23 protein-coding genes, 1 rRNA gene and 1 pseudogene are annotated in these 23,464 nt (G+C 53.6%); 21 read left to right on the top strand and 4 right to left on the bottom strand.

Translation table 11 applies throughout. The features are described 5' to 3' along the window. Window positions 1-15 precede the first annotated feature (15 nt). Both N0M98_RS31520 and yfhS read right to left on the bottom strand, forming a co-directional pair. On the bottom strand, window positions 16-630 hold the full coding sequence (locus N0M98_RS31520; protein WP_249866011.1) for a superoxide dismutase: 615 nt from the start codon (window positions 628-630) through the stop codon (window positions 16-18). Between the two features lie 99 nt (window positions 631-729). Then, complete coding sequence (yfhS, locus tag N0M98_RS31515) at window positions 730-906, bottom strand: mother cell protein YfhS (protein WP_249866010.1); 177 nt, start codon at window positions 904-906, stop codon at window positions 730-732. 233 nt (window positions 907-1,139) lie between these two features. On the opposite strand from yfhS, the gene xylA reads away from it, so the two are divergent. The 9 genes from xylA (at window position 1,140) to folE (ending at window position 8,267) form a co-directional block, all read left to right on the top strand. Beyond that, window positions 1,140-2,309 carry a xylose isomerase gene (gene xylA, locus N0M98_RS31510; RefSeq protein WP_259620249.1) on the top strand — a complete coding sequence of 390 codons (1,170 nt, stop codon included), beginning with the start codon at window positions 1,140-1,142 and terminating at the stop codon, window positions 2,307-2,309. A 259-nt stretch (window positions 2,310-2,568) separates the two neighbouring features. Beyond that, window positions 2,569-2,991 carry a GNAT family N-acetyltransferase gene (locus N0M98_RS31505; RefSeq protein WP_249866008.1) on the top strand — a complete coding sequence of 141 codons (423 nt, stop codon included), beginning with the start codon at window positions 2,569-2,571 and terminating at the stop codon, window positions 2,989-2,991. A 283-nt stretch (window positions 2,992-3,274) separates the two neighbouring features. Beyond that, window positions 3,275-3,838, top strand: coding sequence for a DUF402 domain-containing protein (locus N0M98_RS31500; protein ID WP_259620248.1), 564 nt, complete (start codon window positions 3,275-3,277; stop codon window positions 3,836-3,838). 1 nt (window position 3,839) lies between these two features. Continuing rightward, on the top strand, window positions 3,840-4,436 hold the full coding sequence (gene lepB / locus N0M98_RS31495) for a signal peptidase I (protein ID WP_259620247.1): 597 nt from the start codon (window positions 3,840-3,842) through the stop codon (window positions 4,434-4,436). A 53-nt stretch (window positions 4,437-4,489) separates the two neighbouring features. Further along, entirely contained in the window at window positions 4,490-5,665 is a 1,176-nt protein-coding gene (gene queG, locus N0M98_RS31490; protein WP_259620255.1) for a tRNA epoxyqueuosine(34) reductase QueG, read from the top strand. Then, window positions 5,637-6,158 (top strand): methylated-DNA--[protein]-cysteine S-methyltransferase, encoded by a 522-nt coding sequence (locus N0M98_RS31485; RefSeq protein WP_259620246.1) that lies wholly within the window; start codon window positions 5,637-5,639, stop codon window positions 6,156-6,158. The genes queG and N0M98_RS31485 overlap by 29 nt, the downstream gene beginning before the upstream one ends. Before the next feature lie 18 nt (window positions 6,159-6,176). Then, a complete protein-coding gene (locus tag N0M98_RS31480; protein WP_249866004.1) occupies window positions 6,177-7,211 on the top strand; it encodes an HD-GYP domain-containing protein in 1,035 nt (344 codons plus the stop codon). A gap of 95 nt (window positions 7,212-7,306) precedes the next feature. Continuing rightward, window positions 7,307-7,534, top strand: a complete 228-nt coding sequence (locus tag N0M98_RS31475) for a YneF family protein (protein ID WP_249866003.1) — start codon at window positions 7,307-7,309, stop codon at window positions 7,532-7,534. Between the two features lie 142 nt (window positions 7,535-7,676). Then, window positions 7,677-8,267 carry a GTP cyclohydrolase I FolE gene (gene folE / locus N0M98_RS31470; protein WP_249866002.1) on the top strand — a complete coding sequence of 197 codons (591 nt, stop codon included), beginning with the start codon at window positions 7,677-7,679 and terminating at the stop codon, window positions 8,265-8,267. Window positions 8,268-8,344: 77 nt separating this feature from the next. On the opposite strand, the gene N0M98_RS31465 is transcribed toward folE, so the two are convergent. Then, on the bottom strand, window positions 8,345-9,349 hold the full coding sequence (locus N0M98_RS31465; protein WP_259620245.1) for an alpha/beta hydrolase: 1,005 nt from the start codon (window positions 9,347-9,349) through the stop codon (window positions 8,345-8,347). Between the two features lie 271 nt (window positions 9,350-9,620). Here N0M98_RS31465 and N0M98_RS31460 point away from each other — a divergent pair, with 271 nt between their 5' ends. The 4 genes and pseudogenes from N0M98_RS31460 (at window position 9,621) to N0M98_RS31445 (ending at window position 12,759) form a co-directional block, all read left to right on the top strand. Then, window positions 9,621-9,851: a hypothetical protein gene (locus tag N0M98_RS31460; RefSeq protein ID WP_249865999.1), complete on the top strand. Its 231-nt coding sequence runs from the start codon at window positions 9,621-9,623 to the stop codon at window positions 9,849-9,851. A 309-nt stretch (window positions 9,852-10,160) separates the two neighbouring features. Further along, a complete protein-coding gene (locus N0M98_RS31455; protein WP_249865998.1) occupies window positions 10,161-10,904 on the top strand; it encodes an IclR family transcriptional regulator in 744 nt (247 codons plus the stop codon). A gap of 867 nt (window positions 10,905-11,771) precedes the next feature. Next, window positions 11,772-12,134: pseudogene (locus tag N0M98_RS31450) on the top strand (ABC transporter permease family protein); the annotation flags it as partial. Continuing rightward, entirely contained in the window at window positions 12,133-12,759 is a 627-nt protein-coding gene (locus N0M98_RS31445) for a glycoside hydrolase (protein WP_259620244.1), read from the top strand. The pseudogene N0M98_RS31450 and the gene N0M98_RS31445, both read left to right, overlap by 2 nt. Before the next feature lie 115 nt (window positions 12,760-12,874). Here the strand turns inward: N0M98_RS31445 and acnA are convergent, their stop codons facing one another. Continuing rightward, window positions 12,875-15,580 (bottom strand): aconitate hydratase AcnA, encoded by a 2,706-nt coding sequence (gene acnA / locus N0M98_RS31440; protein ID WP_259620243.1) that lies wholly within the window; start codon window positions 15,578-15,580, stop codon window positions 12,875-12,877. A 234-nt stretch (window positions 15,581-15,814) separates the two neighbouring features. Here acnA and N0M98_RS31435 point away from each other — a divergent pair, with 234 nt between their 5' ends. The 8 genes from N0M98_RS31435 to N0M98_RS31400 all read left to right on the top strand — a co-directional run. Next, window positions 15,815-16,840 carry an amidase domain-containing protein gene (locus N0M98_RS31435; RefSeq protein WP_259620242.1) on the top strand — a complete coding sequence of 342 codons (1,026 nt, stop codon included), beginning with the start codon at window positions 15,815-15,817 and terminating at the stop codon, window positions 16,838-16,840. A gap of 74 nt (window positions 16,841-16,914) precedes the next feature. Further along, a complete protein-coding gene (locus N0M98_RS31430; protein ID WP_259620241.1) occupies window positions 16,915-18,072 on the top strand; it encodes a D-alanine--D-alanine ligase in 1,158 nt (385 codons plus the stop codon). 116 nt (window positions 18,073-18,188) lie between these two features. Continuing rightward, the gene (locus tag N0M98_RS31425; RefSeq protein ID WP_249865993.1) at window positions 18,189-18,512 is read left to right on the top strand and encodes a hypothetical protein; all 324 of its coding nucleotides are present in this window, start codon (window positions 18,189-18,191) and stop codon (window positions 18,510-18,512) included. 266 nt (window positions 18,513-18,778) lie between these two features. Then, complete coding sequence (gene uvsE / locus N0M98_RS31420; protein WP_259620240.1) at window positions 18,779-19,765, top strand: UV DNA damage repair endonuclease UvsE; 987 nt, start codon at window positions 18,779-18,781, stop codon at window positions 19,763-19,765. Window positions 19,766-20,096: 331 nt separating this feature from the next. Beyond that, window positions 20,097-20,867 (top strand): enoyl-ACP reductase FabI, encoded by a 771-nt coding sequence (fabI, locus tag N0M98_RS31415; RefSeq protein WP_249865992.1) that lies wholly within the window; start codon window positions 20,097-20,099, stop codon window positions 20,865-20,867. Between the two features lie 103 nt (window positions 20,868-20,970). After that, the gene (tenA, locus tag N0M98_RS31410) at window positions 20,971-21,567 is read left to right on the top strand and encodes a thiaminase II (protein ID WP_259620239.1); all 597 of its coding nucleotides are present in this window, start codon (window positions 20,971-20,973) and stop codon (window positions 21,565-21,567) included. 100 nt (window positions 21,568-21,667) lie between these two features. Then, a complete protein-coding gene (locus N0M98_RS31405; RefSeq protein WP_259620238.1) occupies window positions 21,668-22,537 on the top strand; it encodes an inositol monophosphatase family protein in 870 nt (289 codons plus the stop codon). Between the two features lie 586 nt (window positions 22,538-23,123). After that, window positions 23,124-23,464 (top strand): 16S ribosomal RNA (locus N0M98_RS31400); the annotation flags it as partial.

Here is a 23,464-nt window from a genome sequence, read left to right as displayed (position 1 = left end):
CGCAGATAACGGCTCTTATTTTGCTGCAGCTTCGTAGCGTTTGCCTACTTCAGCCCAGTTCACAACGTTCCAGAACGCGCCGATGTAGTCAGGGCGTTTGTTTTGATATTTCAAGTAGTAAGCATGCTCCCAAACGTCCAAGCCAAGGATAGGAGTGTTGCCTTCCATGATCGGGCTGTCTTGGTTAGGAGTGCTGCTGACAACCAATTTGCCTTGTGGAGTTACGGAGAGCCAAGCCCAGCCGCTGCCGAAACGGGTAGTAGCCGCTTTAGCGAAGTCTTCTTTGAATTTATCGAAGCCGCCCAGCTCGCTGTTGATAGCGTCAGCCAGTTTGCCTGTAGGAGCGCCGCCGCCGTTAGGTCCGATAATTTCCCAGAACAGGGAGTGGTTGGCATGTCCGCCGCCATTGTTGCGAACAGCCGTACGGATGGCTTCAGGTACACTGTCCAGGTTAGCGATCAGGTCTTCAAGGGATTTGGCTTGAAGATCGGCATGACCTTCCAACGCTGCGTTCAAGTTGGTTACGTAAGTGTTGTGGTGACGATCGTGGTGAATCATCATCGTAGTTTCATCGATATGCGGTTCCAACGCGTTGTTTGCATAAGGCAGTGCTGGTAATTGATGTGCCATTCGTAAATACCTCCTAAGAATATGTAATTTCGAATTCCAGTACTTATTATCCTCTATTTTCGAAATAAAATCAACATGTATGTATAAAAAGTGTGCGTTTTAATCGCGCCGCTGAATTTCCTGAATAATTTGGCTCAGCATCGCCGTTCCCTGGGCATTCAGCCAAGGGGACAAATCGCTCATGACACGTTGATGGTAATGCAGCTCTTCTTCCGTCCAAGCTTCGGCTTTAATATCGTTCAGCTCGTGAATCCTGCGGACCTCCTGACTTGGCATGACTTTTCCTCCTTTCGCCGGTTGATATTTTTTCCTGCATTATCATTTCTCGGAGGCATGGATTTTATGCGCGTCCGCGGGGGTGGAACCGGGGATGCCTTCGGCTTTGGGAAAACCCAAAAAAATGCGCGGAAATGATCCGAGAAGGTCTTTTATTTTTGCGCGATCAGTGATAAACTAATTCTCAGATACATAGTTTACCAAATAAACAAAGTATATGCGGAGGTGTCTTGATGAGCAATTCATTTATTCCTAAAAAAGAAGATCGTTTTACATTCGGACTGTGGACCGTAGGCAACCCGGGCCGCGACCCGTTCGGCTTGCCGGTTCGCGAAGGGTTCGCCCCGGTTGAATCCGTTCACATGCTTGCTGAGTTAGGCGCATACGGCGTCACCCTGCATGATAACGACCTGGTGCCGATCGATGCGACGGCAGCGGAAAGAGAGCGGATTGTAAACGAATTCCGCGGCGCGTTGAACGAGACGGGACTGAAGGTGCCGATGGTGACGGTCAGCTTGTTCACCGATCCGGTTTTCAAAGACGGCGGGTTCACATCGAACGATCCTCGTGTACGCGCTTACGCGATTCAGAAGACGATCCAGGCGATGGATCTCGGCGCTGAACTCGGAGCGCAAACCTTCGTGCTTTGGGGCGGCCGCGAGGGCTCCGAGGTCGATGCGGGGAAAGATGCGGTCGAAGCGACCAAGCGTTACAGAGAAGCGATCAACTTCTTGTGCGAATACAATATTTCGCAAAAATACGGCTTCCGATTCGCGCTGGAGGCGAAGCCGAACGAGCCGCGCGCCGATATTTATATGCCGACGACCGGAGCGATGCTCGGCTTGATCTCGACTCTCGAACATCCCGAGATGGTAGGGGTGAACCCCGAGGTTGCTCACGAACGGATGGCCGGCCTGAATTTCTATCATGCGGTAGCGCAGGCGCTGGATGCCGGCAAGCTGTTCCACATCGACTTGAACGACCAGAAGATGGGCCGCTTTGATCAAGACTTGCGCTTCGGCTCCGACGGCGTCAAGGAAGCGTTCTTCCTCGTCAAGCTGCTGGAAGACTATAGCTATCAAGGCATGCTGCACTTCGACGCGCACGCGCTGCGTACCGAAGACCGCAACGGCGTTATCGAATTTGCCAAAGGCAACATGAGAACTTACCTGATCCTGAAGGACAAAGTCAAACGTTTTAATGAAGACAAGGAAATTCAGGCGCTGCTTCAGGAGATCAACGGCAAGAAGCTCGAGCTGCCGGGCTTCGATTTCAAATTCTCGGCAGAAAGCATCCGAGCGTTGAAGGGCTACCAGATCGATCGCGCGACAGTCGGTGCCGAAGGCATCAACTACGAAAGACTGGATCAACTGACGATGGAAATTTTGCTCGGCGTTCGCTAATTGGACCAAAGCCCGGCGAAACAACTGCCGGGTCCCATAGAGACACCTCCCGTTTTTACGGCGGCGGGTGTCTTTTTGCTGTGCTCCGGAACGACAAAATGAGAGCAATTGCTATGAAAACGCTTAAAAAATAGCGCTTTCACTCATATTTTAATATTTTATGAAGTTTTTTTGAGTTTTTTTCGAAAATTAGCAGGATTTCCGCAAGATTTGTCGTATTTTATAATTTACCAATCCAAGCCGCGGGGAGAGTTCAAAGATGCTTGTTCGTTCCTTTCAATTGTCCGATTACGTTTCCGTTACCAAGCTGTTCGAAGATGTTTTGACAGAAGCCTGTTATGAGGAAACTATGGAAGCTTTTGCAAGACAGCTTTCATGGGATAGCGAATTGGTGCTTGTCGCCGTCGAGAATGACCAAATCGTTGGAGTTATCGTAGGAACCATTGACAATCACAACGGATATTATTACCGTATCGCCGTCAGTTCGGAATATCAGCGAAGAGGCATCGGCAAATCTTTGATTGAATCCATGAGGCAGCGGTTCGTTCAAAGAAAAGTGCGTCGTATTATGATTACGGTAGACGTACATAATGAAACGATTTTACCGGTGTACGAATCGGCGGGCTACCAAGCCGAGGATTTCTTTCGAACCACGCATCGCTTAAGCATCGTCAACGGCTGACCTCTAGCGGAGAAGCCGCATCGATTATCATTTGAAAGCAACGAACCGGCATAGCCATTTTGCGAAAAGCGCAGGCTATGCTTTTTTTGTACCATTTCGAGCGTGGCGCCCAAAACGGGCGAATCGTCGAACAATTTGCCGTTTTTCGGGGGAATGCTCTTGAAAGCGGCCGAACATAAGTTTATGCTAAGAAAAAGATTGCTTTTATGGCGAACATCCGATGCGCCGCCCGATTGGCCGGGCATCGGCCGACCGTACGTTATTATAGAAGGGTTTGGACTTCATGGCGATGACGTTTACTTCCTATATCATAAAAAGCTTCAAGCATGACGGACATCTGCACCGCACATGGATGGAGAACGGCATGGTGCCCGAACCGCTGCTGCAAGAGGTGCATAAAGCCGAGGCGATGATGGTTCTGATCAACAGCCAAACGAAGATTATCGAAGCGGACGGGAAGGAATGGGTAAGCCGGATTCCGGGAGTCTCTTTTTTTATACCGAAGCAATGGTTTAACGTAGTCGCGCTGCTGGAAGAGTCCGGCGTGCGTTACTACTGCAACGTCGCATCTCCCCCTTATGTGAACGGGAAGGTCATTACGTATATCGATTACGATCTGGACGTGATCCGGATGCCCGGCGGCTCCGTGCATGTCGTCGATCAGGAGGAGTATGAAAGACATAAGATTTGTTATCATTACTCGTCCATCGTCGATGCCAAAGTCAAACAGGGATTAAGCGATTTGCTTCAGCGGATCGAGCGGGGGAAGGCGCCGTTTCACGACGAATGGGTGCATGATTATTACCGTCATTGGGAAAAGTGGAAAGGTCAGGGAACGGAGGCGTAGGATGGGATTGTTCTCTCAGAAGAAGCTGAGCCGCGGGCTGGCCGGCGAGCCGGTGGACGCCGATAGCTCCACAAGCTTTTTGGCCGAAGTGTGGGATTGGATGAAATCGGTCGTTATCGCGCTCTTCATCGTCCTGCTGCTTCATCAGTACGGCTTCCATCTATCCACGGTGAAAGGCTCCTCCATGCAGCCGACGATCGAGGAGGGGGAGTGGCTGTTCATTAATAAAACGTTCCGGGTGCTCGGAGGTCCGCGAAGGGGAGACGTCGTTGTCGTCAAGGAACCGGCGGGGAGCGACGCCGACTCGCCCTATCTCGTGAAACGGGTCGTCGCCTTGGCCGGAGACGAGGTTTATATTCGTCAAGGCAAGCTGTATGTGAACGGGGAAGAAAGCAATGAAAGCTATACGGATTCGCCGATCGAAGACGGACGGTTCGAGCCCTATACGGTAGAGCCCGGGCATGTGTTCGTGATGGGGGATAACCGACATCGTCATGCCAGCTACGACAGCCGCAGCTTCGGCACGGTCTCCGTCGATAAGCTGGAAGGCCGCGCGGAATGGATCGTGTGGCCTATCTCCAAGTGGAGAGCATTATAAAGCGCAGGACGGTTAATGAGGCTTAGGGGTCAAAAATAAGGCAGGTGAGACAGATGCACAGCGGCGCGGTAGAATGCGACGGAATCGATTGGCTAAAGCTTAAGGCGGATATGAAGGAAGCGGCCGCGGAGCTTGGCATCGACAAGATCGGGATAGCGAGTGCGGAGCCTTTCACCGAGCTTAAACATATTTTGCTGAAGCATCGCGAGAAAGGCTACGAGTCGGGATTCGAGGAACCGGATATCGATAAACGAACCGATCCGTCGCTCAGCTTCGCAGGGCCGCGTTCGATTATTTCCATCGCGGTGGCGTATCCGTCGAAGCTTCCTTATTCGCCGCGCTCCGAGCCGGGAGCGTACCGGGGCATATTGTCCCGATCCGCATGGGGCATGGATTACCATCATGTGCTGCGCGACAGGCTGCAGCGGCTGGAGGAATGGATCAGACGCCGGGTGCCTCAAGCGCGGATGGAGAGCATGGTCGACACGGGAGTGCTGGTCGATCGGGCGGTCGCCGAACGGTCGGGGATCGGTTGGAGCGGGAAAAACTGCTCGATTATTACGCCCGAGTTCGGCTCCTGGGTGTATCTCGGGGAGATGATTACGAACCTCCCGCTGCCGGCGGATACGCCGGTGACCGAAAGCTGCGGCGATTGTACGATCTGCATCGACGCCTGTCCGACCGGTGCGTTAGTCGGTCCGGGGCAGCTGAACGCGCAGCTCTGCATTTCGTTCATTACGCAGACGAAGGGTCATATCGAAGACGATACGATGAAGGAGAAGATCGGCAACCGTCTGTACGGATGCGATACGTGCCAGATTGTGTGCCCGAAAAATAGGGGCAAGAACTGGACGCATCAGCCGGAGCTTCAGCCCGATCCCGAGCAGGCCAAGCCGCTTCTGCTGCCGCTGCTTGAACTGAGCAACCGCGAGTTCAAAGAGCGGTTCGGCTCCAGCGCCGCCTCCTGGCGCGGCAAGAAGCCGATTCAGCGCAACGCCATACTGGCGCTGGGGCATTTCAAGGACAAGGACGCGGTGCCTCAGCTTTCACGGCTGCTGGCGCGGGACGAGCGGCCGGAGATCCGCGCCGCCGCGGCGTGGGCGCTGGGGCGCATCGGAGGCCCGCAGGCGCTGGAAGCGATAGAGGCGGCGAGAGACCGCGAGCACGACGCCGTAGTCAGGAAGGAGCTGGAGAAGGCTTATGCAAGAGAGGACGATAAAGTACATTGAGATGGAAACGCCGATCGGGCCGTTAGTGCTCGGCGCTGCCGCGGAAGGCTTATGCCGGGTCGAATTCGGCCGTTGGGCGGATGCGAAGGCTGGACTGCGTGAATGGTCGGAGCGCTGGCTCGGCACGCGGGAGTGGGTTCCCGGCCGGGAGGCGCTCGCGGCGGCCGAAGCGCAGTTAACGGAGTATTTCCGAGGCGAACGCCAAGTCTTCGATCTGCTGCTCGATCTGCGGGGTACACCCTTCCAGACGAAAGTATGGCATGCGCTGACGGACATTCCTTACGGGGGCATATGCTCGTACAAAGACATAGGCCGAGCCATCGGGTCCGAGAAGGCGGTGCGCGCTGTCGGCGGCGCGAATAACCGCAACCCGGTTCCGGTGATCGTACCGTGCCACCGCGTGATCGGAGCGGACGGAGCGATGGTCGGTTATGGCGGTGGACTTGACGTCAAGACCTTTTTACTGCGGCTTGAAGGCAGCATAATGATTTGAATAGGGCGGAGGACGCATGTGAGACATATTCATATTGATAACGTCGAGCCGGGGCAATTTTTGGGACGGACGATTTTTTCCGGTAAAGGGGCGATTCTGCTCTCCGAGAACGTGCAGTTGACCGTCTATATGATTACGACGCTCAAACGAATCGGCGTTACGATGATTTATATTAAAGATCCGCAGTTTGAAGACGTGGAAATCGCCGACGTCGTGCCCGAAGAGACGAAACGGGCCGTCATGCAGCGGATGGGCGAGACGTTCGAGACGATTCGTTCGGGCAAGGAGCTTAATACGCGCAGCATTAACGGCAGTATCGACAATTTGCTGGAAGAGATCATGAAGAATAAGGAAGTGCTCGTCCAGCTATCGGATATACGGACGGAAGACAACGAGATGTACGTCCACGCTATGAACGTTTGCATGATGTCGGTCATGGTCGGCATTCATATGGGACTGCCCATGAATCAGCTCAGAGAGCTTGCGATCGGCGCGCTGCTGCACGACATCGGCAAAATCGATGCGCTCGTCGACGATGAATCGGACGATCTGCGCAAGCATCATACGTGGCGCGGATTCGAACTGCTCAAAAATAAGCGCGAGCTGAGCCTGCTCATCGCGCACGTAGCGCTTCAACATCACGAGCGAATCGACGGCGAGGGGCTGCCGAGACGCATTCCCGGCGAGCAGATTCATCTTTACGCCAAAATCACGGCAGTAGCCGATCGGTATGACAATCTGCTGTTTAATTTGTCCACGGGACGCCGGATGCAGCCGCACGAGGCTTGCGAGCATATTATGGCGCTGGCCGGCAGCCAGCTTGACCGGGACATCGTGATCCACTTTTTGCGTACGGTGTCCGTCTACCCTACAGGAGCTTCGGTCAGATTGTCGACCCGGGAAACGGCCGTCGTCGTCGGCCAGCACAGGGGACTTCCGGGACGCCCCGTCGTCCGCGTCATCCAATCGGACTGGTCCGAACGGGACTTGGACGTGAAGGAAATCGATCTAGCTCAGCATACGACGGTCTTTATCGACAATGTGATCGTTTAGCTAGAAGGAATGCTAGAAAAACCTATTTGTATGTAAGCTTAGTATTTGCTATTATGATACAATGATAACTTCCTTAACGAGGTGAACAAGCAGCGATGTGGAACTATATCATTCCGATTATCACTTTAATTGCGGGAGCGGTGGGCGGCTTCTTCGCCGGTGTTTATTATTTGCGCAAGCAGCTTGAGAGCATGCAGAACAACCCGGAAATGCTGCAGGAAATGGCTAAAAAAATGGGGTACAACATGAACAAGCAGCAATTGCAAAAAGCGCAGCAAATGATGAAAAACCAAAACTTCGCGCGCAAGACCGGAAAAAGATAATCAAACGGCCCCGTAAGCGGGGCCATGCAATGATGTTGCGTATTTTATTTTATCCAGCATACATGAGCGACCGACAGATTCATGCAAGGTAATGGCAGAGTAGCTTCGCATGAGGGCGAGGCGTATGAGGAGGGTAACAAGCATGCCGGCCAAAGAGTATAAAAACACCCGAGTCGCGGAAAATCGGGCGTTGGTAGAAGGTCATATCCGCGAAATATTGCGTTTGATCGGTGAAGATGTCGACCGGGAAGGATTGCTCGATACTCCAGCCCGCGTAACCCGGATGTACGAGGAAATTTTCGCCGGGTATGAAGCCGATTACAAAGATATTCTGGGCGTAGCGTTCGACGAGAAGCATGAAGAGCTTGTCATTGTCAAAGACATCGTCTATTACAGCCAATGCGAACACCATATGGCGCCTTTCTTCGGCAAAATTCATATCGGCTATGTTCCGAGCGGACGCATCGCCGGACTCAGCAAGTTCGCCCGACTCGTAGAGGCGGTAACCCGCAGATTGCAGGTGCAGGAGCGGATTACATCGGAAATCGCCGACATCATCGAGGAGGAGCTGAAGCCGCACGGCTGCATGGTCGTAGTGGAGGGCGAGCATCTGTGCATGTGCGCCCGCGGAGTGAAGAAGCCCGGCAGCAAGACGGTGACGTCGGCCGTGCGCGGCTTGTTCCGCAAAGACCCGGCTTCTCGAGCCGAGTTCTTATCTTTGTTGAAGCAATAAAATAAATGGAGAATCCCCCTTGCGACCGGATAGCCGGCCGAAGGGGGATTTTTTGTCGTTAATGCGGACGAGCGGTCTTATTGGCCTGACAGCGGAGTCGACAGACCCCGAAGAAAGCCCATGGTCAGCTCCAGGTATGTTTGAGGATGAGCCCGATAGATCAACTCATGACTGTCGTTAGGCAGCAGCCACAGCTGGGAGCCGGAGTTGGCGGGTTGGTTTCTGAACAGCTCTTGCGCCATCTCGAACGGGGCTTTCATATCTTGCTCGCCGTGAATAAAGAAGATCGGAATATTATATTTCGTTTCCTTCACTTGATTATAAGGCACCTGGTTCAAGCTCACGCCGTTGATGAGCGGGAAGAACAAGTAAACGAGCGGCAGCGTAGGATATCGCGGCAGATCGGCCACCTGCTTCATATTGTGGTAGAGCGTGTCAGGGTCCAGAATGAAGGTGCTGTCGAGAATCATACCGTCGATGTCATCGCTGAGCAGAGCGGCTTGCAGAGCGGTTCCGGCTCCCATCGAGAAGCCCCAGACAAACACCTGCTCGGCTCCTTGCTCCCTTGCGTATTTGACGGCTCCGAGCAGCTCCTGGGATTCGCGGATGCCGCCGGTGACGCTCTCCTTCGGCTGAACGAAGCCGTAATCGAACATCAGGACGTTATAGTTCTGCTTTTGCAGCTCTTGGGCCAGATCGTATAAAGGCACCCAAATTTCCTCACGGTTGCCTCCGTAGCCGTGAGAGAAGACGACGGTTTTTTTGCTTGCGGCAGCCTGCGCCGCGGGAATATACCAGCCGTTCAACAGCGTGCTGTCGTTCAGACTCGGAAACTGGATATCTTGATAGGCTGCGCCGAAGGCTAGAGCCGGATTCGAACGGAGCGGATCGATATGCGGCTTCGCCAGCGTCCAGGCGATATAAGCGTGAAAGGCCATGACCAAACTGACCAAAAGAAGGATGACGGACAATAGGGCGATGAGGAAAGTTTTGAGTCTGCGCCTGGCGATGGAGGGCACGTTGACAGCGGTTTCAATTTGTGTGGCGTTTAAAGAGACGGGAGTTACAGAGTTCGGTTCCATCGGAATCCCTCCTTTGTAGACTTAGATGACTTAAACGGCGGACGACTTTTGTTCCCTGTATGGAGAAAATCGATGGGACAATCGAATGGTTTAGTTACTGTTATTATTATAGTAAGATGAAGGCCTGTATCCCGTCAACGGCCCGCGAAAAATGTAAACTGGCTGTAATATGGATGTAACATAAAGAGGCAAAAACGCCCAAAAAGTCTAAAGCCTGTCTGAGGAGAATACAATATTAACAGTCTTCGGCAAGGGAAGGGGGACTCTGATCATGTCGCGAATCAGAGCAAAACGGGCGGAAATCATTTTGTACGGCCTGCTGATGGCTTGCATCCCGTTGGTGCTTTATTTGGAGCTTCATGGCGAAATCGTTCTCGGCATCGTTGTCGTGTGCGTGATGTTCGCGCTCTCTATGGGGCTGCTTAGAGCTTCCGAAGCCGGCGAAGATCGCCCGGAGCGGAAGGGGAGGAAAGCAAGGAACATGCGCTCCGCGGGCGGTTAATCCGTTCGCAGGGCACGAGGGCGATGCGCTCCGGCCGGATGGCCGGCAGGAGGAGGCATCCGGCGCGAGGCACAGAGACGCATCCGGCCTGCTATGCAAGCGGGATTGGGTGCGTCTCTGTGCGTAATTAAGGGAGCGGACGAGCAGGCCGCGCGATGGAGGATCGATAACGTAAACGGCGGATCAAGCGAAGGGCTGCCTGAAATTTCTTTCAGAAGACAATAATATACTTTGCGATAAAGCCGAAGATGAGTTATACTATACGTAACAAGGTTTCATTAAGTGAAACCGGAAGTCAGGTGATATCGGATGGAAGATGGTAAGCTTACCGTGCGCGCCGTTGAGCGCGCTTTAGATATATTGCTTTGTTTTACCGATTCGTCGGACCTCAGCTTGACGGAGATCGCCTCCCGCGTCTCGCTTCACAAGAGCACGGTGCATCGCTTGCTTGCCTCCCTGGAGGGTAAGGGCTTCGTCATCCGCGACGCTTCTTCGGATAAGTACCGTCTCGGCTTCCGAATCTGGGAGCTGTCGGCGAATATGACGCATAGCGACGATCCGGCGCTCATTCTGCTGCCCGAGATGGAGCGGCTGCGCGATCAGCTCGACGAGACGATCAGCCTGTACGTCAGCGACGGTCTGGAGCGCGTCCGCGTGCAGGCCGTGCAGAGCAATCAGGCGATCCGCCGCGTGGCGCCGATCGGAGCGAGGATGCCGCTGCATGTCGGCGCATCCAGCAAGATTTTGGTCGCCTTCGCCGAGCCGGAGGTGCAGCAGTCCCTGCTCGCCAGTCCGGCATGGCCTGCCGGGCTGGATAAGGCCAGCTTCCGGCAGCAGCTGGCGGAGGCGAAGTCGCTCGGCTTCGCGACGAGCGTCGAGGAGCGCGAGCCCGGCGCCGCGGCGGTTGCGGTGCCGATCTTGAACCGCGCGCACCGGCTCGTCGCGGCGCTGGCGGTAAGCGGCCCCTCCAACCGGCTCACGCTGGAGAAGATGATGGAGCATGCGCCGGTGCTGATGGAAGCGGCGCGCCGCATGGGCAAAATGATTAAATAAAAAGCAGCATGTCCCTGAAAGGCTACAGAAGCCGACGGTCAGGGGATATGCTGCTTTTTCGTTGTTTAGGAAATGATGCGCAGCCATATCCTGTGGAAATCCGGGGTCTCCCCCGAAAGTAAAGTCTACCCATAGAACGATCCCAGAGGAAGGGTTAGACGCCGATCCAGCTTAGGCTGGATGCGGACGGAATAAGCTTCAGAGCATCACGTCACTACCCTGGAAATTACTCTTGGTACCCCATTTCCATTGTCTGTGGTGCCGCGTAGCGGCATGGATGGCTTTTGGGGGATTTGTTCCTATTCTCGCCCAGCCTGGCACAGTGCCTGTCCTCAAGCTTCACAGCTGCAGGCCTAAGCAGTTTGCTGTCACCATGGACGGCGTGAACGCCCCTTCAGCTCCCGGTCATTCGCAGGCATGAGCTGCGGGGGCCAATCGTCATCCGTCCGCATTCGTCAGACGGAGCTACCTTCCTCGGCCTCCGGTCTTCCTCTTCTCGGGAAGACGGGGGCTTTTCCGCTTGCGCTCGTCCCCCCTTAGGCAGCCGTGCCGTCCGCTTTTTTCCTGAAGCTTCAGGTCGAACAATGACTATTCCCCTTCGCTTAATGACAATTCCGCCGCGGCGAGCGGCGATATGACGCGCTTTCCCCGGTCCGGCCCTTTTTACGTACGGGAATGACTATGGACGGCAATAGGCGGATGCCCCTATGATGCAGAGGTGACGGCCCGGCCGGATGACACCGGCGCTGCATGGCCGCACGACAACTTACTCGCATGAAAGGAAGAGGCGTTATGAATATGGAATCCGCCGCGGCGGCCGTCCGGGCTCCCGGGAGCGCGGCATACCGCAAGCAGCGCATCCGGCGCATGGCGAAAAACCGCTGGCTTTATCTGATGCTGCTGCCCGGCATCCTCTATTTTCTTATCTTTAAGTACGTTCCGATGTACGGAGTCTTAATCGCTTTCAAAAATTATCAGCCGTTTCTCGGCTTTTGGGATAGCGAATGGGTGGGGATGAAGCATTTTAACCGTTTTTTTGGCGATCCGCTCTTTTGAAGATTGTTCAAAAATACGTTTTTGCTGGCGATCTATAACATCGTCTTCTTTTTCCCGCTGCTTATCGCCATCGCCTTGATGCTGAACGAGCTGCGCCCGGAGCTGTTCAAGCGAACGATTCAGACGATCGTCTACATCCCGCATTTCATGTCCTGGGTCGTTATCGTCTCCATTGGATTATATCGCTTATCATCGTTACGGCAATGCCAACGGGGCGCTGTACAATGAAAGCAAGCCGAAGCTGATGACGGAATACAATTTCAAGGACGAATCCCGTTCTTTATGGAATCCGGCGGACACGGCGTACGATAACGAGCAGGCCATCGAGCTGGCGGCCGACATTCACCGGGCGCTTACAACCGGAGGCGCCAACGCGGCCCGCGGCTATTTGTACTGGTGGAGCGTCGGCAAGAACGAAAGCTTGGCCCAGCAGCTGATCAACTTAGATACGGCCAACGGAACGTATTCGGTCAGCAAAGTGCTGTATGCGCTGGGCAATTTCAGCCGGGTGATGAGACCCGGGTATCAGCGGATCGACGCCTTATCGAGCGATCCTTCACTGCTCGTCGCGGCGACCAAAATCAATTCGTCCGGCAAAGCGCAGCTTGTCGTCGTCAACACGTCTTCTTCGGATATTACAGCCACGGTAAGCGGCTTCTCGTCATCTTCGGCGGCAGTCTCCAAGCTTAAGACGAGCGCGACCGACAACCTGAACAATATGGCGGACGCGGCGCTGACCGGCGGTTCGTTTACGCAGACGTTCTCGGCCAAATCGATCTATTCTTTTTCCAAAAAATAATATACGGCTTCCCGGCATAATGCTCTACGCCTTTTTTAGCGGATGGCCGCCTAACCAAAAAGCCCCTCTCCACGACCACGACGGAGAGGGGCTTCGGTTCATTTATGCAAGCTTATTAAGCCATAATTTGACGCAATACGGTTTGCAGGATACCGCCGTTACGGTAGTAATCCACGTCCACCATGCTGTCCAGACGAACGCTCGCTTCAAAGCTGAAGCTGCTTCCGTCTTCGCGCGTAGCCGTTACCGTTACGCTTTGACCAGGCTGTACGTCGTTGCTCAGGCCTGTGATATCAAAGGTTTCCGTACCGGTAATGCCGAGCGTTTTCCAGCTTTGGCCGCCTTGGAATTGCAGAGGCAGCACGCCCATGCCCACAAGGTTCGAGCGATGGATACGTTCGAAGCTTTCTGCGATAACGGCTTTGACGCCGAGCAGGAACGTACCTTTGGCAGCCCAGTCGCGGGAGCTTCCCGTACCGTACTCTTTGCCTGCGATAACGACCAGGTTCGTGCCTTGATCCTGATACTTCATGGAAGCATCGTAGATGGATTCCACTTGGCCGGTAGGCAGGTAAGTCGTTACGCCGCCTTCGGTTCCGGGAGCGACTTGGTTGCGAATACGGATATTCGCGAACGTACCGCGCATCATGACATCATGGTTGCCGCGGCGGGAGCCGTAAGAGTTGAAGTCTTCCTTCTTCACGCCGTGCTCGATCAAGTATTTGCCAGCAGGGCTGTCGACTTTAATGTTACCCGCCGGAGAGATATGGTCCGTAGTAACGGAATCGCCCAGCAAGGCAAGTGTTCTTGCGCTGCGAATATCCGCAATATCGGAAATGCCTGCGCCCAGGTTTTCGAAGAACGGAGGGTTCGCGATATAAGTGGATTTTTCATCCCACTCGTACAGCTCGCCTTCCGGCACGTCGATCGCGTTCCAACGCTCGTTGGCGCGGAAGACGTTCGCGTATTTCTCGCGGTACAGCTCAGGGCCCATAGCCGTGTTGATAGCTTCTTGAATTTCGTCTTTCGTAGGCCAGATGTCTTTCAAGTAAACCGGCTGATCCGCTTGATCGTAGCCGATCGGATCGTTAGCCAGGTCGATGTTGACCGTTCCTGCCAAAGCGTAAGCGACAACCAGCGGCGGAGAAGCCAGGTAGTTCGCTTTAACTTGAGCGTGAACGCGGCCTTCGAAGTTACGGTTACCGGACAGCACAGCCGCTACCGTCATATCGTTATCGGCGATTGCTTGGCTTACTTCGTCAGGCAAAGGACCGGAGTTGCCGATACAGGTTGCGCAGCCGTAGCCTGCCACGTAGAAGCCGAGAGCTTCAAGGGATTCCAGCAGGTTTGCGTTTTTCAGGTATTCGGTAACGACCAGGGAGCCTGGAGTCAAGCTGCTTTTTACGTAAGCAGGTTTTTTCAAGCCGCGAGCTACCGCTTTTTTCGCTACGAGACCTGCGCCGAGCATAACGCTTGGGTTGGACGTGTTCGTACAGCTGGTAATAGCTGCGATCACGACAGCGCCGGTGCCCATTTTGGTCACTTCGCCGTTTGGATGCTTCACTTCAACGGTTTCGGCGATTTTCTCTTCGCTCAGGCCGTATCCGCCTTTGTCGATCGGCGTGCGGACGATCGAGTTGAACGATTCTTTCATTGCCGTCAGCTCTACGCGGTCTTGAGGACGCTTAGGACCGGCCAAGCTCGGTACGACAGTGGAGAGGTCAAGCTCGATTTTATCCGAAAATACAGGGTCCGGAGTTTCATCCGTACGGAACATGCCTTGCGCTTTATAGTAAGCTTCAACGAGAGCGATTTGATCTTCTTCGCGGCCTGTGCCTCTCAAATAGTTGAGGGACTCGGAGTCGACAGGGAAGAACCCGATCGTTGCGCCGTATTCCGGAGCCATGTTGGCAACCGTCGCGCGGTCGGCCAAGCTGATGTTGCTCAGACCAGGACCGTAGAACTCGACGAATTTACCGACAACGCCTTTTTTACGAAGCATTTGCGTAACCGTCAGCGCGAGGTCTGTAGCCGTAGCGCCTTCAGGCAATGTGCCCGTCAATTTGAAGCCGATAACTTCCGGTGTAACGAAGTACAGAGGCTGACCGAGCATGCCTGCTTCCGCCTCGATACCGCCTACGCCCCAGCCAACGATACCAAGACCGTTGATCATCGTCGTATGAGAGTCCGTACCTACGAGAGAGTCAGGATATACTTCGGTTTCGCCGTCGACGACTTTCGTAGCGGCTACGGAAGCCAGGTACTCCAAGTTAACTTGGTGCACGATACCGGTTGACGGAGGAACGGCACGGAAATTGTCGAATGCGGTTTGCGCCCAGCGCAGGAAACGGTAACGTTCTTCGTTGCGTTCGAATTCGATGTTAATGTTCGTATCCAAAGCGGTAGAAGAGCCGAAGGCATCTACCATGACGGAGTGGTCGATAACGAGGTCAACCGGAACGAGAGGGTTGATCCGTTTAGGGTCTCCGCCTGCTTTTTTCATCGTGTCTCTCATTGCCGCCAAGTCAACGACGACAGGTACGCCTGTGAAGTCTTGCAGAACGATACGCGCAGGAATGAAAGGAATTTCCTTCTCTTCGCGTCCGTTCGCCCAGTTGGCGATTTGTTTCACATGCTCCGGAGTAATCGCTCTTCCGTCGAATTGGCGGACAGCGGCTTCGAGCAATACTTTAATGGAAAAAGGAAGTGCGGAGATGTTGCCAAGGCCTTGCTCTTCAAGTCCTGGCAAGCTGTAATATTGGTATGTTTTACCTTTTACATCAAGCGCTTTGCGGACCGAGTAATGGTCTTTTTTAGCCATGTGTGTCGTTCCTCCTTAAGAATGATAAGCTGAAACCGTAAATGTTTCACGAGATGAAACTGGATTTCATAATTGCCATACCCTAAGTATACATGCTGAAGGGCTTCGCGTAAAGGTCAATTTCAATCATTTTTGGCTGCGTTTCCTCATATAATGCAGTGATCAGTATGCCCGAAAATCCCCATGCCCACAAGTTTCAAGCCAGCCATTCAACTACAAATGGAGGTAGCCCGCATGTCATGGAAAACGGCGCTCTACGATTACGTTCATCACAAAAACCAAATGGACATGGACTATTCCGTCGAGCCTTTGCTGCCTTTTGTCACCGATACGTCTTATTTGCAGTCCCAGATCAAACGATTGGCGCGTACGGCGCATTCCGATCAGGACCGGCGCTTTTATCCCGTCAAGAACGAGACCCGCTTGTCCATTCTTCGCGCTGCCGAACAGCCTGGTCAAGTGATCGCGGAAGTGCGGCTTCGCCGAGCCTCGGTCGGAACCATCGGCACGATCGAGCATGAGGAAAAGCGCGTCGAAACCGAGCGCATCACATTGACGGAAACGGACGGGAAATGGTATATCGCGCGGGTCGAGCCGACGGACGCAGAGCGGGCGCTTCCGATTCAACAGACCGTCCCGGGAAGTCTGCACGAAGGGGAGGAGCGGGATTCCTTGCCTTACCGTACGACGCCGTCTCCTTCGACGCCGTTCCTCAATTACAATGTGCTCCCGTACCTGGAGACCGGGGGCCGCAAGGCCGTATACAACCGGATCAAGGCGGCCGAGTATGCGGACACCTGGTGGGATAAGGCGAATCCGGATTATATTCATTTTGAAGTGGATTGCAGCAATTTTATATCCCAGTGCCTCTTTGCAGGCGGGGCGCCAATGAACTATACTGGGAAAAGAGATTCCGGCTGGTGGTACAAAGGACGGTATAACGGACAGGAGCAGTGGAGCTATAGCTGGGCCGTCGCCCACAGCCTGCAGCGCTTTTTGACTGCGGGCCGCGTCGGACTGTGCGCCGAAGAGGTGCCCGAAGCCTCTATGCTGGACCTGGGGGACGTTATCAGCTACGACTGGGACGGCAACGGACGCTTTCAGCACAGCACCATCGTAACGGCCAAGGATGCGGGCGGAATGCCCCTTGTGAACGCCCATACGACGGAGAGCTTTCACCGCTATTGGAGCTACAGGGATTCTGTGGCCTGGACGGAGAAAACCAAGTACCGGTTTCTGCATATTGCGGATCTCATGTAGTCCGTAAGTCTCCTTAGCTTACGAGATTAACGATAGTCCTATGCATTGAACGACATATCCATTCGGAGGTTATTATGAGCGACAAAATTCGCGTCGGTTTAATTTACGGAGGCAAGTCGGGGGAGCATGAGGTTTCTCTGCAGACGGCGCTGGCCGTAATTAAAGCGTTCGATATGAACAAATATGAAATTTATCCGTTTTACATAACGAAGCAAGGAGAATGGCGTTCGGGGCCGCAGTTGCAATCGCCCGTAGAGCACGTGTCCGCTCTGACTTTCAGTAATGGAGACGGCTCGCAAGCTTCCTTCGCTCTGCAGCCGTTCTTCGGCACTCTGGATACGGCGAGCAAGGCGGAAGTAGCCGTCAGCGCCGTTCAAGACGCCTCTTTGGCTCCTCGGGAAGGCGCTCAGGCCAATCTGGACGTCGTGCTGCCGCTTCTGCACGGCACCTTCGGCGAAGACGGAACGATCCAAGGCTTGCTGGAAATGGCCAATATCGCTTACGCCGGGGCGGGCGTGCTCGCTTCGGCGGTCGGTATGGACAAAATTATGATGAAAAAGGTTTTCGCTCAAGAAGGCCTTCCCCAATGCGTATTCCGGCATTTTACGCGCACCCAGTGGGAGAAGGATCAGCCGTATTTCCTGATGGAAATCGAGATTTCCATAGGCTACCCGTGCTTTGTCAAGCCGGCTAATTTGGGCTCCAGCGTCGGCATCAGCAAAGCGCGCAACCGCGACGAGCTGATCTCGGCGATCCAAACCGCCTTCCAATTCGACCGCAAAGTCATTATCGAGGAAAATATCGACGCCCGCGAGGTCGAGGTGGCCGTATTGGGCAACGATGAGCCTCGCGCGTCGGTCGTCGGGGAAATCGTGTCGTCCAATGAATTTTACGATTATAAAGCCAAATATGTGGACGGCAAATCGTCGATGATTATTCCGGCGCAAATTCCGCAGGAGCTGTCCGATCAAATTCGCGAGCTGGCGATCCGCGCGTTTCAGGCCGTTGACGGGTCGGGGTTATCCCGTGTCGACTTCTTCCTGAGAAAAGAAGACAACGCCGTCTTCCTGAATGAAATCAATACGATGCCGGGCTTTACTCCATACAGCATGTATCCTTTATTGTGGAACGAGTCGGGCAAGCCATACGACGAACTGCTGGACGATCTGATCGCCTTGGCTCTGCAGCGTCATGCCGAGAAACAAAAACTGCAATATTCCTTTGACGTGTAATGGCCTTGGCCTTTTTCATTATAAATTCCGTAATCGTTCGACTTGCTTGATTAGTTCACACGCTTCACGTATGCTTATAAACAAAGAGCCTTGAGCCTTGAAAAGGAGGACTGCGTATGGGATTTCAAACTGAATTCAATTCTGTCTGCAAGTTCAAATCCGAGCAAGAGCTGTATGAGCTGTTGGAATACGGCCGCGGCAAAATGGTGAAAAACGGATTTCGCGTATTTCCGACCGGGCAGATGGTCATTGCGTACACGCCGGACAACAAAGCGATAGCTATCGTCAAAATCGTCGCTTCCATAGCGGAGATCAACTTTCAAGGCGAGGAAGTCACCCAGGTGGAGATGGAGCTGGTTCGCAGGCTTACGGAAGAAGAAGCGCGGGTTCAGACCGACTTGGCGCATGAAATGTTTTTCGGCTTAAAACATCAGCCATAATGATAATTAACGGGATAAACATCTTTCCGATGACGGGAGGATGTTTTTTTCTTTGCCGTGATATGGCCCGGTTTTGGAGGAAAGAATGTTCGTCTGGAATGAAGAAGCTTGTTTTGCAGCGGCCGGATTCTCGGGCATGTATCTGTATGGCGCTTTTTTCTCACGGGGGCCGCTAATTGCGGATATAGCATTGCGGCGGATCGGACGGGGCATCCTAGCAGCAGTTATTCCATTACCGTTTGTTTAGTCAGGAGAGTGATCGCAATATGATCGTCCGCTTAGGCTATGTCGCGATGTCGATGCTGGTGTCGAGCGCTTCCCCTTCCAAAACGATGACCGCCACAAGCTTTAACAAGCTTGCGGACCGTGAAGCGGGCATTCGTAAGCTGGAGCGCATCGCCGCCGAGAATATTCATAATACGCTGCGCCTTTTAAAGCACAACCGGGCGTACGATATCGAAATGTACCGCTGTTCGTCCAAGCTCATCCCGCTTCTCGGGCATCCCGCCCTAGAAGACTGGGACCCGATGCCGACGCTTCGGGAACCGTTCGCCGAGCTCGGCGGCTATGCATTGGAGCACGGCATGCGTCTGAGCTTTCATCCCGACCATTTCACCGTGCTGAGCACTCCCAGGGAGGAAGTGCTGCGCAATTCCTTAGGCGATTTGGACAGGCATGTGACGATGCTGGAAGCGATGGGGCTGGATGAGTCGGCCAAATGCAATATTCACGTCGGCGGCACCTATGGGGACAAACCTGCGGCTGCGGCCAGGTTCATCGAGAGGTTCAAGGGGCTGCCCGAGCGGATTCGCCGGAGAATGACGCTGGAAAACGACGACAAAACCTTCACGGCTGCGGAGACGCTGGACATCTGCGAGCAGGTCGGGGCTCCAATGGTGCTGGATATTCATCATCACGAGGTCAACCGTTCGGGAGATGGGGAAGCGGCTGAGGAGCTGTGGTCCCGGATTTTGCAGACATGGTCGGGAGAGAGCGCGCAGGGTGCGGTTGAGCCGCTTCCACCGAAGATTCACGTGTCCAGTCCGAAAAGCGCATCCGATCCCCGAAGCCATGCCGATTTTATCGAAGCGCCGCCGCTTTTTCGCTTTCTGCGGGCCATTGCGCCGATAACTCCGCGTTTGGATATTATGATTGAGGCCAAGCGGAAAGACGAAGCGCTGCTGCAGCTCATGGACGATGTGCGCAAATTTGATGGTGCGACGGTGCTCAGCCAAGCTTCCTTCGAGCTCTGATGTGCAGGGAGGCGAGCTGAGCTTTGAGATTAATCGCGTGACTGAAGGAGCTTAGGCCAAGGCTTTTTTGCATAGCGCACCTCTCGCGTACATCAATGAATGAGCGGAGTCATGAACGAAGAGTCCGGCAGGCCGAGCTTCGGCTTCGCGTCGTAACGCGCGTTGATTTTGACCGTTGTATCATATGCCTGATAGGAATGTTGAAGTCACCTGCTGCAGCGGATTTCGTCGGATGTTTTCTCTCTTGAATTATTTGTAAAAATGGGGTACCTTGAGTTAGGGAGCATAGTTGGCCAAGCCTCATTTTACTTTGGAGAGGGGACTTAAGTTCATGACTCAACTGCTGAACGGTAAAAATATATTGGTAATGGGTGTTGCCAACGATCGCAGCATCGCTTGGGCGATTGCCCAGTCCTTGGCTGCTCAAGGGGCGCGCCTGGCTTTTACTTATGAGAGCGAACGCGTGCAAGAGAGAGTGCGCAAACTGGCCGACACGATTCCGGGCTCGGTCGTTCTGCCCTGCAACGTAACGGTGGACGCCGAGATTGAAACTTTGGCTGCTGCGGTACAAGAGCACTTCGGCGTGCTGCACGGACTCGTACATAGTATCGCATTTGCCAAAACGGAAGAGCTCGAGGGTTTATTCGTCGGCACTTCCCGCGACGGCTTTGCACTGGCTCACGATATTAGCGCTTATTCTTTGGTCGCAGTGGCCCAGCGCTTGTATCCGCTCATGACCGAAGGCGGCAGCATCATGACAATGACATACCTCGGCGCTGAACGCGCAATGAAAAACTACAATGTAATGGGCGTAGCCAAAGCCGCGCTGGAAGCAAGCGTGCGCTACTTGGCTAACGACTTGGGCCAATACAACGTGCGTGTGAACGCGATCTCCGCCGGACCTATCCGTACGCTGGCCGCCAAGGGAATCAAGGATTTCAATTCCATTCTCAGAACTGTGGAAGAGAAGGCTCCGCTGCGCCGTACGACGGAAGTCGCCGAGGTCGGAGACACCGCCATGTTCCTCATGAGCCATCTGTCGCGAGGGATTACAGGCGAAGTGATTTATGTAGATAACGGCTATCATATCGTAGGGGTATAATTATATTTTATTATTCAATTTAAAGCTCTTTTGCATATTGCAAAGGGCTTTTTTTGCGTTCATCTTAAAAGCGTGCTTGATGAGGAAGACGGTCGCATGAAGGATGGTTTTCGAGTTCGCTCTGGGCGCCGTCAAGGCGGGGGATTTGAAAACGATGGGCGAGTTCGCGGGACTGCTGCACTCGACGATGAACGAAGAGATGTCGCTGCATCGCGCCTATGCCGCCCGGTTCGGCATATCCGAAAATGAGCTGGAGCAAGCCGAGCCGTCGCCGGTTACGCTCGCTTACACGCACTATATGCTGCATGCCGCCCAGAACGGCTCGCTGGCCGAACTGGTTGCCGCTCTGCTGCCGTGCATGTGGAGCTACTGGGAAATCGGCAAGGAATTAGCGCGGATTCCCGGGGCCGCGGATCATGAATATTACGGAGAGTGGATTCGGATGTACAGCTCGGAGGAGTTCGGTTCGCTCGCCAAGTGGTGCATCGGGCTCTTGGATCAGCTGGCCGAAGGGAAACCGCAGCGGGAACTCGACCGGCTTGAAGAGATTTTCCTCGCTGTGTGCGAATCGGGAAAAAACTCAGCTTTGAATTATAGACCCGCTCTTTTGAAAAGCAGGGAGCGGAAAAAGGCCTGGTTACCTTTGTCCGGATGGTTTATCTCTTCCCGTGGATGTTTGTTGATTTGTCATAAACGCTAGTATTATTTGGGTGAAACGCTGTAGCTTTTGAATCGTATATTAACTATACTGAGTGTAATTGCAACCATTATTTTTATGGGAAAGAAAAGGACTGATTGAAATGGCTAATGAAAGCAATTCCTCTTTTATTGTGGGAAGTAAGAATTTTACTGCAGTGGCCATCAATACCGCATCCAAAGCTGGCGAATGGATCCAAAGCAAATTGGGAGATTTCAACAGCTTACATATGAAATATTCCCCTCATGATCTTGTAACGGAAGTGGACAAGGGGGCGGAAACGATGATCCGCAACCTTATTCAGACCCATTTTCCGCAGCATTCTATACTGGGAGAAGAAGGTGTGGAACCGGGGCCGGAGGCTTCGACGAAAGCACTGCAGGAAGCCAAGGAGGCCGAATATTTGTGGATCGTCGATCCTTTGGACGGAACGACGAATTTTGTCCACGGCTTTCCCTTCTTTAGCGTATCCATCGCCTTGGCTCACAAAGGAGAAGTGATCGTCGGCGTCGTCTACGACCCCATTCGCGACGAGCTTTTCGTAGCCGAGAAGGGTAAGGGTGCCTATGTGCGCGGGAGAAGAATGAGAACATCGGCGGAGGATAAGCTGTCAGACAGCTTGATTGCAACGGGGTTCCCGGCGGATCGCGATTATGCGCTGCCTATTAATCTGCAGGGGATTCAAGCGCTTACCCCAAAAGTCCGTAATATCCGGGTAGCGGGATCGGCTGCTTTGCATCTGGCTTATGTTGCCGCAGGAAGATTGAGCGGATTCTGGGAGATCGGACTGAATGCCTGGGATGTCGCGGCAGGTTCCTTACTGATTGCCGAATCCGGGGGGACGGTCACGGACACGTTGGGGAACCCTTATTCCCTGGAAGTACGGAATGTGCTTGCTTCCAATGGATTAATCCATCAGCAATTTCAGCAGGAGCTTGCTGCAGCCCAAGCCATCGGAGCAGGAGCGCTGTAACAAATTCTTTATATGAAAGCGTGCCGATTGATACGCGGCCTGTTTCGATAGGGGACTCGTGGCGACGAGAACATCCGTTTACAAAGGCGACCGTTGACACTGGTCCATCTTCCTATCGGCACTCCAGCCGCCTGTTCACCGCGCTTCATCAAAAAAGCAGCCTTAAGAAAGCCGGAACGCGGCTAATCTTGGGGCTGTTATTATTTTGTTCAATACGGGTATACTACAAAAATGAAATTTAGTGCTTGCAAATGTGTTTTAATCATGTTATATTGGTCTTCCGGCCAAAAGAGGCTGGCAGGCGGACAAGCCGACGAAAAGAAATTTTCAAAAAAAGCTTGCATCGTCGATTGAAATGTGATATATTGAATCCCGCGCTGCTGAGAAAGGCGCAGGGAAATGAACAATTGTCCTTTGAAAACTGAACAACGAGTGAGTGTTAAATAGAGAATGCAAATTCTCGCTAGCATTGAATTTTGAGCTTAAGACAAGCTCTGATAATGCCTCATGATTTGGTTCATGGGGGTCCACGGAAAGTAATAGGAAAATGCTTCGGCAGGTTCATCTTCACTTTCTGGGGAACACTTTATTGGAGAGTTTGATCCTGGCTCAGGACGAACGCTGGCGGCGTGCCTAATACATGCAAGTCGAGCGGACTTTTCCTTCGGGAACAGTTAGCGGCGGACGGGTGAGTAACACGTAGGCAACCTGCCTGTAAGATCGGGATAACTATCGGAAACGATAGCTAAGACCGGATAGCTGGTCTTCTCGCATGAGGGGATCATGAAACACGGGGTAACCTGTGGCTTACGGATGGGCCTGCGGCGCATTAGCTAGTTGGTAGGGTAACGGCCTACCAAGGCGACGATGCGTAGCCGACCTGAGAGGGTGATCGGCCACACTGGGACTGAGACACGGCCCAGACTC

The organism is Paenibacillus doosanensis, assembly GCF_025060755.1.
Lineage (GTDB): Bacteria > Bacillota > Bacilli > Paenibacillales > NBRC-103111 > Paenibacillus_S > Paenibacillus_S doosanensis.
Note: the sequence above shows the minus strand (reverse complement) of the source record. Positions and strands in the feature narration are given on the sequence as shown.